A 13354-nucleotide genomic window follows, 5' to 3' on the forward strand; every position below is an offset into this window, starting at 1 on the left:
CAAGTGAGGGGCGGCGCGACGCCTCTCAAGCCCTTTCCACCAGCAATTCCTCGCCGCGCTTTTGCCGGATGAGGTTGACGAAGCGACGGAACAGATAGTGCGAATCCTGCGGGCCGGGGGAGGCCTCGGGGTGATGCTGGACCGAGAACACCGGGCGGCCGGTGAGCGCGATGCCGCAATTCGAGCCGTCGAACAGCGAGACATGGGTTTCCTCGACACCCGCGGGCAGGGAGTCGGCATCGACGGCAAAGCCGTGGTTCATCGAGACGATCTCGACCTTGCCGGTGGTGTGATCCTTAACCGGATGGTTGGCGCCGTGATGGCCCTGATGCATCTTGGCGGTCTTGCCGCCCAGCGCCAGCGCCAGCATCTGGTGGCCGAGGCAGATGCCGAACACCGGAATGTCGGTCTTGAGCAGGTCCTGGATGACAGGCACGGCATAGTCGCCGGTGGCTTCCGGGTCGCCGGGGCCGTTGGAGAGGAAAATGCCGTCGGGCCGCATGGCGAGGATTTCTTCGGCACCAGTCTTGGCCGGAACCACGGTCACCTTGGCGCCGAGACCGGCCAGCAGCCGCAATATGTTGCGCTTGACGCCGTAGTCGATGGCGACGACGTGCAGCGACGGATCGGCCTGTTCGCCAAAGCCTTCGTTCCACACCCAAGGCGTCTCGCGCCAGACAGAAGACTGCCCCGATGTGACCTCCTTGGCGAGATCGAGCCCGATCAGGCCCGACCAAGCGGCGGCACGCCGCTTCAAATCGTCGAGGTCGAAGACGCCGTCGGGCGCGTGCGCGATGACGGCATTGGGCATGCCCTTTTCGCGGATCAGCGCGGTGAGCGCGCGGGTGTCGATGCCCGAGAGCGCGACGATGCCGCGTCTCTTCAGCCACTGGTCGAGATGGCCGGCGGCGCGATAGTTGGACGGGTTGGTGACATCGGCCTTGAACACGGCGCCGACGGCGCCGGCGCGGGCGGCTGGGTTGAGGTCTTCGATGTCCTCGCCATTGGTGCCGATATTGCCGATATGCGGGAAGGTGAAGGTGACGATCTGGCCGGCATAGGAGGGGTCGGTGAGGATTTCCTGGTACCCGGTAAGTGCCGTGTTGAAGCAGACCTCGGCGACCGCCGAGCCGGTGGCGCCGAGGCCGCGACCCTCGATGACGGTGCCGTCAGCCAGCACCAGAAGGGCGGTCGGCTTTTCGGTGGCCCAAGGTGGGGTCAGCGCGGGCGTCATCTCGGCCATGGCGGCACTCCTATCAAGCCGCGCGCTTCCATAGCCCGGCGGGCGTTGGCGCGGCAAACGGCGCGAAGCGGCGAATTCGCGGCCTCCACGCACCCAAGCTTCAGTTCATGCAAGGCCCAGTACATAGGGGAAGGGGACAGGGCGGTCAATGATCATGCGAAATGCGGCCGCGATTTATTTCATCAAGCAATATCAGAGGCTTGATCCACAATATCTGGTTTGCGTTGGCCTGTCCCCGGCGCTATTGTCCGCGCCGACCGAAGGAGAGAGAGCAATGCGCGCGAAAATCGTCGAATCCCTGAAGACCGCGATGAAGGCGCAGGACAAGCACCGGCTGCCGACACTGCGGCTGATCCAGGCCGCCATCCACGACCGCGACATCGCCAATCGCGGTGCCGGCAAGGAACCCGCCAGCGACGAGGAAATCCTGCAGATCCTGGCCAAGATGGTGAAGCAGCGCGAGGAATCGGCCAAGGCGTTCGAGGACGGCAAACGCCCGGAACTGGCGGCGCAGGAACGCGGCGAGATGGAGATCATCCGCGGCTTCCTGCCGACGCAGCTTGACCATGCGGCGGTCACGGCGGCGGCGCGCGAGGCGATAGCGGCGACCGGTGCGGCCAGCCAGAAGGACATGGGCAAGGTGATCGCGGCGCTGAAGCAGAAATATGCCGGCCAGATGGATTTCGGCAAGGCCAGCGGCATCGTCAAGGGGTTGTTGCAGTAGGGCTTTTACCCTCGCGTCGTCGGCTTCCAACACGGCCCACTCGACGCCAAGCGGAGGCTTGCTGTTAGACCGGAGGCTCCAACGCGCGGCGCAATGCCGGTGCTTCCTGCTGGATATGGTCCCACAAGCGATTGGCGATCGGCCCGTGCGGCCGGTCGCGGCGGCGCGCCACCACCAATTCGTCGGTGCGGCCCGGCAGATGACTGCCGGCTATGGATAATAGGCGGCCGTCGCGCAGCTCTTCCGCGATCAGGAAGTGAGGCAGGTGGCCCCAGCCGAGCCCTTGCAGGATGATTTCCTTCTTCATGGCCTGATCGGGGACCAGGCATTGCGGCGCCTCCTCGACCACGAAGTAGTCCTGTCGCGGCGAATGCGTCGCGGTGTCGCGCATCACGCACTGGGTGAATGCCTGCATCTTCTCCAGCGTGACCGGTTGTTCGACGCGCTCCGGCAGAAAGCCCGGCGCAACGACGGGAATGAACGACACCTTGCTGAGATCGATCCATTCAACCCGTACGTCGCCCTTGTCGATCCAGTGCAGGATGAGATCGGCTTTGTCGTCAAAAAGGCGCTCCCACGGGCCGCCGACGGCTTCGAAATGGAGATGCAGCCGCGTGCCGGGGTACTGGGAGAAGAACCGTCCGAGCATGCCTAGCATTTGCGGACGGGGGCAGAGGTCGCCGATCACGACGTGGATATCGCTTTCCTCGCCCATCGACAGCTGGGCGGCGTGGACGTGCAGGGCTTCCATTTCGCGCAGCAGCGATTGCGCCCGTCGATGGAACGACAGGCCCGCTTCGGTCGCCCGCACGCGATAGCCACCGCGATCCAGGAGGACGAGATCAAGCTGTCGTTCGAGCCTGGCGACGGCGGCGAACACCGCCGGATGCGAGCGATGGAGTAGGGCCGCAGCCGGCTGAAAGCCGCCGCTGCGGATCACCGCATCGAAGCACTGGAGGTCGTGCAGGGTGAATTCGGCCATGTCAGCTTTGGTTACAGAGATTGTTCTATCTTTGTAATATCACCAAATCCCGGCCACAGCTACGCTTTGCCTCATTCAACGTTCCAAAAGGATCTTACCATGAATGAGCTGAATTACGTGACCGTCGGCGACGGCACGCGCATCGCCTACCGCCTCGATGGTGACGCCGGGCAACCGGTGCTGGTGCTTTCGAACTCCATCGCCACCACGCTGCACATGTGGGATGGCCAGGTCGGCGAACTGTCCAGGCATTTCCGCGTTCTGCGCTACGACTTTCGCGGCCATGGCGGATCGAGCGTGCCAGTCGGCGCCTATTCGCTGGACCGGCTTGGCCGCGACGTGATCGAACTCATCGATGCGCTCGGCCTTGGCCGGGTGCATTTCCTCGGTCTGTCGCTGGGCGGTTTCGTTGGGCAGTGGCTCGGCATCCACGCGCCCGAACGGGTCGACCGGCTGATCCTGAGCAACACTTCATCTCACCTCTCCCCGGCAAGCTATTTCGACGAGCGGATCGCCGTCGTCCGGCAGGCGCCGGACATGTCGGAAACCGCCGAAGTGTTCCTCAACAACTGGTTCCCGGCCGACATGGTGGCGGCCAACGAACCCGTCATCGAGAAATTCCGCGCCATGTTGCTTGCGATCGACCGGCAAGGCCTCGCCGGCCTGTTCGCGGCGGTTCGCGATGCCGACCTTCGGCGCACCGTCGCGTTGATCCCGAGGCCGACGCTGGTGATCGCCGGCCAGCACGACACCGTGACGGCGGCGAGCCATAGTGAGTTGATCGCGACCGCGGTGCCCGGCGCGAAGCTTGTCGTGCTTCCCGCGGTTCACCTGTCGAACGTGGAATACCCCACCGAGTTCATGCAGGCCGTGCTCGATTTCCTGCACTGAGCCGGAGCAGGGTGCCGTGGGTCCATCTCACGGCTCCTTGCACATCGGCAGCGGCTGCGGCGGCGCCGCCGGATGGTCCTTCTTGTACTGGTCAATGACCGGCTCGAGGGTTGTTCGCGGCCAGAATTTCGGCGTGCCGATTTCCTTCAGGCAGGATGCGTTCCAGTAGGTGCCTGAACGGGAACGGCCGTTTGCCACGGCGGCGATGTCGCGCGATTCCGGATAGATATAGAGCGTGGTCGGGTTGTCCTTCACCATCGAGATGAGCTGCCTTGCATCGGCCGGCGACCAGCTGGTGCACCCATTGCTGCGGCCGCCGGCATAATCCACCAGCTTGCCGAACGGCACGAAGCCGTCATGGTCGGCATAGGAACTGCTCGGGCTCTTGCGCAGGCACATGCCCCGCAGCACCTGCGCCGCGTGGCCGCCGATCACGCGCTGCCTTGCATTGGCGGCTTCGCCTTCGCCGTCGAACTGGATGAAGGTGCGCTGGAAAGCCACGTCCTGTTTGGCGCCGATGCGATAATAGCCCTTGAACGAGGTTTTCGCCTCGCGGGTCATGTAGGGACCGCCGGCGGTCAGTTCCGAATCCATGGCATTGCCGAAATTCCTGGCGCAGCGCCTGCCATTAGAGAAGTCCACCGTGCCTTTCAGGTTGCGGCCGCCGCCGTGGCCAGACGAAATCGCGCGAAACGACTGGCTGGCTTCGCATATGACATAGTAGCGGCGCCCGAGCACGCCATTGCCCAAATCGCCGGGACGGGTGGCGTCCATGGCGAAGTAGCACGGGTTCCGGACGACGCCCTGCGCGACCTTTTTCAGGTAAAGCGCGCGCGCCCGCTCCAGCACCACTTGTGAGATCTGGCCATCGCCATCGCCGACATGGGGGTCCAGCCAGGCCGGAATGGCCGATGGCGCGGCAAAGGACCGGGCCGATGCCATCAAGGCCATGACGGCGACGAGGAGACCGAGGAACGTAACGACACCCAACGGGACAGATCTCAACCGCACCGGACCCATTCTCCTGTCGAAGCCGTTTTGTGATCCCCGCGGAATCACCCGAGGGCGATCATAAAACGCGGCGCGCCATCAGGCGAAACACATCTTGTTTAGCGCACCGGCAAGTAGGCGCGAAAAGACCAGGCCAACGCGCAACCATCCATAAGCGGCCATGCCGGGTCAAGGCTTGCGGCGGGAGCCTCCATATCTACGAACGCCCGATTTTCGAGCCGGCGCGATTGGGCTATGATCTGATTCTGGCGCGGCCCACGCCTCCTCCCTCCGCCGGGAAAGCATCGTTCATGCGGGGCCATCCAATCACCGCACCGACTGTTCGAGCACCAGGCATAAGGAGGGGTTGCAAAGACTGCTCGCACCAGGAGGTTTTGCGATGAGGCTGTCTTGGCCCGTCTATCATCTGAAGCGTCAAGCCAGGCTGTTGTCCCGCGCGGTGAAAATCCCGCTCCACCAGGCGCTCGATCGTATTGCGGCACAAGAAGGTTTTGCGAGCTGGAGCCTGCTTGCGGCGAAGGTCGCGAAAACCGGACCCGCCGCCAGCTTGTTTGCACAACTTGCGCCCGGCGACCTCTTGCTGGTCGGCGCTCGGCCGGGCCAGGGCAAGACACTGATGAGCCTGGAACTGGCGGTCGAAGCCATGAGGCGCGGCCGGCGCAGCGTGTTCTTCACGCTGGAATATACGCAGGCGGACATTCTCGACCGCTTCCGCGCAATCGGGGTCGAGCCACGGCAATTCGAGGGTCGGTTCGAATTCGACAATTCCGATGCCATCTCGGCCGACTACATGGTGGCGCGGCTAGCCCAGGCCGGGGCCGGCACGCTGGTGGTGATCGACTACCTGCAATTGCTCGACCAGAAGCGGGAAAATCCGGATCTGATGATCCAGATACGCAGGCTACGATCATTCGCGCGCGACAGGGGGCTTATCCTGGTCTTCATCGCGCAGGTCGACCGTTCGTACGAATTGTCGAAAAAACCGGTCCCCGATATCGGCGATATCAGGCTGCCCAATCCGCTCGACCTGTCGCTGTTCAGCAAGACCTGCTTCCTGAACAAGGGGGAGATCCATTTCCAGGCGGCTTGAGGACCCTGCTGTCCAAGGCTATGCCTGCCGCGTTTTTCAGGAGGCATCGATCATGGTCGAGATCGTCAAACCGGCGCTTGAACATCTGCCGAGCTACAAGGCGGCGCTCGAACGCGGCTGGTCGCCGGACAATGTGCGGCTCCTGGAAGCGACGCGCGAGCAGCTTGCGGCAATAGAGGAAGACCCGGTGGCGTTCCTGGCCAGCCTCGATGATCCCGAGGCCAAGGGGCCGCCCATCGCCTTGCCCAACGGGACAAAGGTGCCACGTTTGCCGGGTTTCCGCCGCTGGATATGGGACGGCGAGGCGGCGGGCTCGATAGGCTTTCGCTGGCAGAAGGGCACGCCGGAACTGCCTTCGCACGTGCTTGGGCATATCGGCTACGCCGTCGTGCCCTGGAAGCGGCAGCGCGGCTACGCCACCGAAGCGTTGCGGCTGATGCTGGACGAGGCGAGGGCGGTCGGCCTGCCCCATGTCGAGATCACCGCCAAGCCCGGCAATCCGGCTTCGCACAAGGTGATCCTGGCCAATGGCGGCAAACTCGTCGAGCGCTTCTTCGAGGACGCCGCCTATGGCGGGGTGGAGAGCCTGCGGTTCCGGATCGATTTGTAAGAGGCCGTTTGGAAACTCCACGCCGGCGGCCATCTGATGGCGTTTTCCGCGCCTATCGCCTTTCGGGCTGGTCGCGCAGCCAGTCGGCCCGACGGTCTTGCCGAAGCCGGTGATGATATGGCTCGCAGCCGTCACCTTGCTGCGGAAGAGGTTTCCGCCATGCGGCAGGATCGCGGTCACGCCGGTGTTGATGTCGCCGTCGCGCAACGTGCAGTGACCGACGCGCACGCCAGGCACATCGGTGATCGCGTGTTGCGTGCCCGCCGGCAAGGTGCCGCAGGTCAGGCCGAAATCGGCGATTGTCGTTGCCATGTTATCCGGCGGCCGCCGGTACCGGCGGGCTGATGTCGCTGCGCCGTTCCCAGAAATGGGAGATGACAGCCACAATGACAGCGACGACCATCGCAAAGGCGCCAACAAGCGATAGGCTGCGATAGCCGTAGCCGGCATTGAGCATGGCGGCGCCCAGCGACGCGGCCAGCGCGATGCCGATATTGAAGCCGGACGGGATGAGCGAGGCGGCGAGGTTTGAGGCGTCGGCCGTCCAGGCCAGGATGCGGGTCTGGATCGGTGTGCCGATGGCGAAGTTGAGGCCGCCCCAGACGATGATCGCGACGACCATCGGCACGGGATAGGGGCTGACGGCATAGATGATGGCCAGCGTCACCGCCTGCAGGGCAAGCATGGTGATCAGCGACGGCATCAGTTTCCAGTCGGACAGTTTGCCGCCCAGGAAGACGCCAAGCGTGGCGCCGACGCCGTTGAGCAGCAGCACCCAGGGCACCAGGTTTTCATCGAGCCCGGTGACCTCCAGCAGCGTCGGGGTGATGTAGGTGAACAGGCAGAACTGGCCGAGCATCAGCATCAGCATCAGGATCAAGGAAGTCCAGACCTGCTGGCGCGCCAGGACGCGGACTTCGCTGGCAAGGCTCGCCGCCCTGGCATGATATCCGGTGGTGCGCGGCAGCAAGGCCGCGATGGCGAGCGTTGCCGCCACGCCCAGCGCGCACATCACCCAGAAGGTCGCGCGCCAGCCCCAGATGTTGCCGATGGCGGTGCCGGCCGGCACGCCGATGACGTTGGAGACGGTGAGACCCGACAGGATGACGGCGACCGCCATGCCGCGCTGATCCTCGCGCACAAGGCCGACGGCGACCACCATGGCGACGCCGAAATAGGCGCCATGCGCGACAGCCACGGCAATGCGCAGCAACAGCATCGAGGTGAAGTCGGGTGCCAGCGCGCAGGCCGCCTGGCCGAGGGTGAAGATGACGGCCAGGCCAAGCAGCAAGGTCTTGCGCGACAGGCTCTTGGTGGCGAGCGCCAGCAGCGGCCCGCCGATGGCGATGCCGCAGGCATAGCCGGAGACGAGGTAGCCGGCGGAAGGAACAGAAACGCCTAGCCCCTGCGCCACCTGCGGCAGCACGCCGGCGATGACGAATTCGGTGGTGCCGAAAGCGAAGGCGGCGATGAACAGGGCGATGAGCGGCAGCGACATGAAAAGGAACCCCCGAATGCAGGGCTCAAACCATGGATGGCCGTAGCAGGCAATCCAGAAATTTTTGTCGCCGGTTTAGGTTTTCTTGACGGGACCGATCGATCGCAAGCCCATCAGGTCACGGACTTGCGTCCGTAACGGATCTTCAGCCATGCACGCTCATGAAAATAATAGAGCAGCGACTTGGTGAAGACCTCCGTCACCCCGATCGCGGCCGCAAGCTTGATGCTTCCGGTCACCACCAGCGAGATGATCATCGTATCGATAGTGCCGGTCACGCGCCAGGAAAGCGCCTTGGCGAAACTGCGCGAATGGGTATCCATCGATTTCCTCCCGGTGGAAACGGATGCTTAGCCGACGGATGGCTGGATAAGCAAAGGCTAAGTTTGGCGCTCTTTCCCGAATGATGGAAGCGTGTTCCAAATCGGTGCGATTGCGGGAAACTTCCGCCGGTCAGCTCGCCTTCAGCCGTGATCCCGTGAGCAGGCCGCGCTCTTCCAGAACCGGGTACGCCATCGAGGCCAGCAGCGAGTTGATCTGCTTCAGGTCGCGGATGGTGTCGAGGTGGATCGAGCTGGTTTCGACGCTTTTGGCGGTGCCTTCGCGCAGCCGCATAAAATGGCTGGCGCTGGTTTCCTTCTCGCGGTCGCGCAGCCGGTCTTTTTCCAGCACGAGTTGGCGCGCGGTCTCGGGATCGCGCGAGACCAGGACGTTGAAGGCGAGCCGAGCATTGGCCAACACCGAGCCATGGAAGGCGCACAATTCGCTCCAGCCTTCGTCGGTGAATTCCAGCCCGCGGTCGAATTTCTTCTTCACATGCACCAGCATGTTGCGCACGATTATGTCGCCGACCTGCTCGAGCTTGACGCAGGCGCCGATCAGCTCCTGGCAACGCAGCGCCTCGTCTTCGGTCATCGGATTCCTGGTGACCTTGGCGAGGTAGAGCTTTATGGCCGCGTGCCTGCGGTCGACACGGTCGTCCAGGGCCGCCAGCGCCTTGATCTTGTCGGAGTCAGCGCTCTCATAGAGCTCGATGATGCGTTTCAGCATGATCTCGACGGTCTCGCAGACGCGCACCACCTCGCGTGTGGCGTTGGCAAGGGCCTGGCTCGGCACATCGAGCGCGCTTTCGTTGAGCGCGGAAAGCTCGACGACGTCGAGCGCAGCGGCCGGCGCCGCCTTGGTACCGAGCGCCACGATTTTCTCGGAGGCACGATAGACGAAACCGGCCAGCGGCAGGCCGGCGAGCAGGATGATCACGTTGAACAGGATGTGGGCGTTGACGATCTGGCTCGCCGCCGTGGCGCCGAGGAAGCCCACATGCGGCCGGAAGATCATGAACAGGATCAGCATGACCAGCGAGCCCAGCCCGCGCATCAGGAGATTGCCGATCGGCACGACGCGAACTTCGGGGCCAGCCGAGCGGGTCAGCATCGGCGCGATGATGGACGAGCCGAGATTAACGCCCAGGATAAGAACGACGCCCAGTTCCGGGCTGATCAGGCCGCGGCCGGCAAGCGTCGCCATCAAGAGAACCGCCGCGATGCTGGACTGGAACAGCCAGGTGATCAGCGCCGCCAGCAGATAGGCGGTGATGGAATCGCTGGAGAAGTAGTTGATGATGACCGGCATGAGCTGGCTGTTGCGCAGCGGCTCCGAGGCCTGGCCGATCATCTCCAGCGACAGGATCAGGAGACCGATCCCGACCAGGATGCGGCCGGTCTGGCGCCAGTCGCGCCGCTCGGTGGCCATGAACATCACCGTGCCGGTGATCAGGCAGAGCGGCACCAGCAAGGTCAGGTCGAAGGTGAGCAGCTTGACCACCAGGGCCGAGCCGATCTCGGCGCCGCGCACGGCCAATTGGCCGGCGGCGCCCGAAACAATGCCGGAACCAGCGAAGGAGCCGACCAGCAAGGTGACCGCGGTGGAGCTCTGCAGTGCGATGGCGAGGCCGGTGCCGGCCAGCACCGCCATGATCGGATTGCGCATGGTGGCGCGCAGGCGATGACGCAGCACGTCGCCATAGGCTCGCTCGACGCCGGTCTTGACCATGCGGGTGGCAAACAGCATCAGCGCCACGGCGCCGGCCAGATGCAGAAGGACGACCGAGCCGCTCACCGCGGCGCCTGCATGCCGGCATGGCGCGCGCGGCGGGCAGCATGGCGACCGGTGGCTAAGGCGAGGGTACGAATCATGGTCATGGCAGCCTTGGAATATAGCCGGAATATTTTAGCCGGATAATAAAAATTTGTCGATTTCAAGGGGTCGCCGCGAGGCGACAGCCACTGTCGGAAAATGGACGGGCCCGCAAATGGTTGCACGAGCTTGAGCCGTGGATCGGCCGGACCTGCGAGGGCGTTGGCGCCGCTCCTTGCGATGATGTTCAGATCTTCGGACTAAGCAGCTGGATTCATTACGTGATTGTAATGCCGGCGTTCAGTTTCGGTTCATCCCCTGGCCGCTATTCCTCTGGCATCGACAACCAAGGAGACTTCCAATGAAACGCATTGTTCTTTCCGCTCTGGCTTTCTCGATGCTGGCCGCCACCTCGCTCACCGGCCAGGCAGCGCCGATGAACGCTCCGGTCGCGCCGCGGTCGAACTACACCAAGGTCGACTGGCAGAAGCCCGGCGGCCACCGGGATATGAAAATGCGTGTCTTCAAGAAGAAGGTCGTGGTGAAGCGGAACAACTGGCGCAATGGCCAGAAATATTCCGGCTGGAGGCAGCACCGGCCGATCCGCGACTATGGCCGCTATGGCCTGCGCCGTCCCGGCCGCGGCCAGGAGTGGATCCGCGTCGGCAACGACTATGTGCTGGTCGGCATCCTCTCCGGCGTCATCTTCGGCGCGTTGGCCGCGCAGTAAGTTCCGACTGGTGTCGGACTGAAAAGAAAGGCGGTCCGCAATGGCCGCCTTTCTATCTGGCCTGTGGAAACCGGGCATGGTCCGCATTAGGGGTCGTCTGAAATCGCGCGCATGATTATATGGTGGGGAAACGAGTTCCCTCAATGCGCTTTCCGCCCGCCTTTCTCGACGAGATCCGCGACCGCGTGCCGATTTCATCGGTTATCGGCCAGCGCGTCGCGTGGGATCGCAAGAAGACCAATGCCTCGCGTGGCGATTATTGGGCGTGCTGCCCGTTTCATGGCGAAAAGAGCCCGTCTTTCCACTGCGAGGACAAGAAGGGGCGTTACCACTGTTTCGGCTGCTCGGTCTCGGGCGACCATTTCAAGTTCCTCACCGAACTCGAGGGATTGAGCTTTCCCGAGGCGGTCGAGAAGATCGCCGACATGGCCGGCGTGCCGATGCCGGTTAGCGATGCGCAGGAAGAGCGGCGCGAGAAGGAACGCGCCAGCCTGACCGATGTCATGGAAATGGCGACCGTCTTCTTCCAGGAGCGCCTGCAAGGGCCTGAAGGCGCCAAAGCCCGTGCCTATCTGCGCGACCGTGGGCTGACACCGGCGACACAGCAGTCGTTCCGCCTCGGCTTCGCGCCCGACAGCCGCAACGCGCTGAAGGAGCATCTGGCGGCCAAGGGCGTGCCGAAGGCCGATATCGAGGCCTGTGGGCTGGTGCGCCATGGCGACGATATCCCGGTCTCCTATGACTGGTTCCGCGATCGCATCATATTTCCAATCCCGGATTCGCGCGGCAAGATCATCGCCTTCGGGGGCCGCGCGCTGGCGCCCGATGCGCTCGCCAAATACATGAATTCGCCCGACACCGAGCTCTTCCACAAGGGCAATGTGCTCTACAATTTCGCCCGCGCCCGCAAAGCATTGGCGAAAGGCGGTACTGTCATCGCCGTCGAGGGCTACATGGACGTGATTGCGCTGGCGCAGGCCGGCTTCGAGAATGTCGTGGCGCCGCTCGGTACCGCGCTTACCGAAAACCAGCTCGAATTGTTGTGGCGCATGGCGCCGGAGCCGATGCTGTGCTTCGACGGCGACAAGGCCGGGCTGAAGGCGGCATGGCGGGCCGCCGACATGGCGCTTCCGTCAGTACAGGCCGGACGCTCGGCGCGCTTCGCGCTGCTGCCGGAAGGCAAGGATCCCGATGACCTGGTCAAGGCCGAGGGGCCGGACGCCTTCCGCGCCGTGCTGGCCGATGCGCGGCCGCTGGTCGACCTGTTGTGGATGCGCGAGACGGCGGGCGGCGTCTTCGACACGCCGGAGCGGCGGGCGGAATTGGGACAGACGCTGCGGGAACTCAGCAGCCGCATCCGCGACGAAAGCACGCGCTACCACTACCAGCAGGAAATGCGCGAGCGGGTGCTGAGCTTCTTCGGCTCCCAGCGCAATGCGCGCCAAGGCCGCCAGGACTGGAAACCGGGGCAGGGCAAGGCAGCCGCACCCGGTGGCCAATTCGCCAAGCCTGGCGGCGGCCGCATGGCGATCACCGAAAGCCTCGGCCAGTCGGCGCTGGTCAAGCGCGGCAGCGAAGGGATGTCGGTGCGCGAGGCGACGATCATCGTCGCATTGATCAACCATCCGGCGCTGGTCGACGAGAACTTCGCTCATGTCGAGTTCCTCGATCTCGCCAATTCCGATCTGACTCGGCTGCATGCCGCCATCCTCGACGCGATGGCGCATGACATGGCCAACGACCGCCACGCCGTGGTGGCGACGATCGAGCGCGCCGGCTGCGCCGAGATCTGGGAGCGCGCCGTCGGACTGATCAAGCGGGCGCGGCAATGGCCGGCGCTGGAGACGGCGGCGCTCGAGGACGCCCGCGACGCCCTGAACCAGGCGTTGCACTTGCAGCGCAGCGCGCGCACCTTACATAAGGAGCTGAAACAGGCGGAAGCGGCGCTCGAGGCGGATCCTTCGGACGAAAATTTCCGCCATCTGATCGAAATTCAGGCGCAGTTTCAGGATGTACAAGCGACAGAAGCGCTGATCGAAGGATTTGGCGTTTCCTCGGGCAGGGCTGGGCGAGCCTAAGTGCAGCTGAGTGCAGGAATGAAGGCGCGGCCGCGCTTCCCTTGGGGGCGCGGTGCGCTAAGTCGGGTAATTGATTCGCTTTTTTCATGCGAATCATGCCAGAGGCGCTTGACCTTCGGACAGAATGACGGAATCAGGACGATTCGAAACGTTAACCCGCACCCGCGTCGACGGGAAACAAGCGATGCAAGGTAACTTGGTCACTGGACAGGCGGCCCGCCTGCCACAGATATCAGGGTTAATCTGGACTTAATGTATGCCGCCCAAGAGTGAAACCCGGTTTTGGGGAACGGCATGCACCAAACAAAAGAGTGGATGCAGTTTGTGGGCCGGGTAAGGCGCGTTTAGAAAACGGGCGTAT

At 63.7% G+C, this 13354-nt stretch carries 12 protein-coding genes and 1 pseudogene; 6 read left to right on the top strand and 7 right to left on the bottom strand.

Annotated features, from left to right (window positions below):
* Window positions 1-25 precede the first annotated feature (25 nt).
* A complete protein-coding gene (gene carA, locus X739_RS155295) occupies window positions 26-1243 on the bottom strand; it encodes a glutamine-hydrolyzing carbamoyl-phosphate synthase small subunit (RefSeq protein ID WP_031251996.1) in 1218 nt (405 codons plus the stop codon).
* 274 nt (window positions 1244-1517) lie between these two features.
* On the opposite strand from carA, the gene X739_RS155290 reads away from it, so the two are divergent.
* Window positions 1518-1967, top strand: a complete 450-nt coding sequence (locus X739_RS155290) for a GatB/YqeY domain-containing protein (RefSeq protein WP_023794232.1) — start codon at window positions 1518-1520, stop codon at window positions 1965-1967.
* Between the two features lie 64 nt (window positions 1968-2031).
* Here X739_RS155290 and X739_RS155285 read toward each other — a convergent pair whose 3' ends face one another.
* A complete protein-coding gene (locus tag X739_RS155285; protein WP_023794234.1) occupies window positions 2032-2949 on the bottom strand; it encodes a LysR family transcriptional regulator in 918 nt (305 codons plus the stop codon).
* A 99-nt stretch (window positions 2950-3048) separates the two neighbouring features.
* Between X739_RS155285 and X739_RS155280 the strand changes: the two genes are divergently transcribed.
* Window positions 3049-3840: an alpha/beta fold hydrolase gene (locus X739_RS155280; protein ID WP_023794237.1), complete on the top strand. Its 792-nt coding sequence runs from the start codon at window positions 3049-3051 to the stop codon at window positions 3838-3840.
* A gap of 27 nt (window positions 3841-3867) precedes the next feature.
* On the opposite strand, the gene X739_RS155275 is transcribed toward X739_RS155280, so the two are convergent.
* Window positions 3868-4851 carry a hypothetical protein gene (locus X739_RS155275; protein WP_023794239.1) on the bottom strand — a complete coding sequence of 328 codons (984 nt, stop codon included), beginning with the start codon at window positions 4849-4851 and terminating at the stop codon, window positions 3868-3870.
* Window positions 4852-5230: 379 nt separating this feature from the next.
* Between X739_RS155275 and X739_RS155270 the strand changes: the two genes are divergently transcribed.
* Together X739_RS155270 and X739_RS155265 are read left to right on the top strand one after the other, a co-directional pair.
* Complete coding sequence (locus tag X739_RS155270) at window positions 5231-5941, top strand: DNA helicase (protein WP_023781516.1); 711 nt, start codon at window positions 5231-5233, stop codon at window positions 5939-5941.
* A gap of 52 nt (window positions 5942-5993) precedes the next feature.
* A complete protein-coding gene (locus tag X739_RS155265) occupies window positions 5994-6551 on the top strand; it encodes a GNAT family N-acetyltransferase (RefSeq protein WP_023781517.1) in 558 nt (185 codons plus the stop codon).
* Window positions 6552-6644: 93 nt separating this feature from the next.
* Here the strand turns inward: X739_RS155265 and X739_RS1000000167830 are convergent.
* From X739_RS1000000167830 to X739_RS155250, 4 genes and pseudogenes are all read right to left on the bottom strand, one after another.
* Window positions 6645-6863, bottom strand: a pseudogene (locus X739_RS1000000167830) (P1 family peptidase); the annotation flags it as partial.
* Window position 6864: 1 nt separating this feature from the next.
* Window positions 6865-8049, bottom strand: a complete 1185-nt coding sequence (locus tag X739_RS155260) for an MFS transporter (protein WP_023794245.1) — start codon at window positions 8047-8049, stop codon at window positions 6865-6867.
* 113 nt (window positions 8050-8162) lie between these two features.
* Window positions 8163-8372 (bottom strand): DUF2061 domain-containing protein, encoded by a 210-nt coding sequence (locus tag X739_RS155255; protein WP_023770153.1) that lies wholly within the window; start codon window positions 8370-8372, stop codon window positions 8163-8165.
* Window positions 8373-8502: 130 nt separating this feature from the next.
* The gene (locus tag X739_RS155250) at window positions 8503-10167 is read right to left on the bottom strand and encodes a Na/Pi cotransporter family protein (RefSeq protein ID WP_023781520.1); all 1665 of its coding nucleotides are present in this window, start codon (window positions 10165-10167) and stop codon (window positions 8503-8505) included.
* A 379-nt stretch (window positions 10168-10546) separates the two neighbouring features.
* Between X739_RS155250 and X739_RS155245 the strand changes: the two genes are divergently transcribed.
* Entirely contained in the window at window positions 10547-10915 is a 369-nt protein-coding gene (locus X739_RS155245; RefSeq protein ID WP_023781521.1) for an RcnB family protein, read from the top strand.
* A gap of 143 nt (window positions 10916-11058) precedes the next feature.
* A complete protein-coding gene (gene dnaG, locus X739_RS155240; protein ID WP_023794249.1) occupies window positions 11059-12993 on the top strand; it encodes a DNA primase in 1935 nt (644 codons plus the stop codon).
* The last annotated feature ends 361 nt before the right edge of the window (window positions 12994-13354 follow it).

This window comes from Mesorhizobium sp. LNHC209A00, assembly GCF_000502915.1.
Lineage (GTDB): Bacteria > Pseudomonadota > Alphaproteobacteria > Rhizobiales > Rhizobiaceae > Mesorhizobium.

What these genes read in the sequence shown, in the direction of transcription:
- carA (WP_031251996.1), bottom strand. Translation starts at nt 1,243, where the DNA reads ATGGCCGAGATGACGCCCGCGCTGACCCCACCTTGGGCCACCGAAAAG.
- X739_RS155290 (WP_023794232.1), top strand. Translation starts at nt 1,518, where the DNA reads ATGCGCGCGAAAATCGTCGAATCCCTGAAGACCGCGATGAAGGCGCAG.
- X739_RS155285 (WP_023794234.1), bottom strand. Translation starts at nt 2,949, where the DNA reads ATGGCCGAATTCACCCTGCACGACCTCCAGTGCTTCGATGCGGTGATC.
- X739_RS155280 (WP_023794237.1), top strand. Translation starts at nt 3,049, where the DNA reads ATGAATGAGCTGAATTACGTGACCGTCGGCGACGGCACGCGCATCGCC.
- X739_RS155270 (WP_023781516.1), top strand. Translation starts at nt 5,231, where the DNA reads ATGAGGCTGTCTTGGCCCGTCTATCATCTGAAGCGTCAAGCCAGGCTG.
- X739_RS155265 (WP_023781517.1), top strand. Translation starts at nt 5,994, where the DNA reads ATGGTCGAGATCGTCAAACCGGCGCTTGAACATCTGCCGAGCTACAAG.
- X739_RS155260 (WP_023794245.1), bottom strand. Translation starts at nt 8,049, where the DNA reads ATGTCGCTGCCGCTCATCGCCCTGTTCATCGCCGCCTTCGCTTTCGGC.
- X739_RS155255 (WP_023770153.1), bottom strand. Translation starts at nt 8,372, where the DNA reads ATGGATACCCATTCGCGCAGTTTCGCCAAGGCGCTTTCCTGGCGCGTG.
- X739_RS155245 (WP_023781521.1), top strand. Translation starts at nt 10,547, where the DNA reads ATGAAACGCATTGTTCTTTCCGCTCTGGCTTTCTCGATGCTGGCCGCC.
- dnaG (WP_023794249.1), top strand. Translation starts at nt 11,059, where the DNA reads ATGCGCTTTCCGCCCGCCTTTCTCGACGAGATCCGCGACCGCGTGCCG.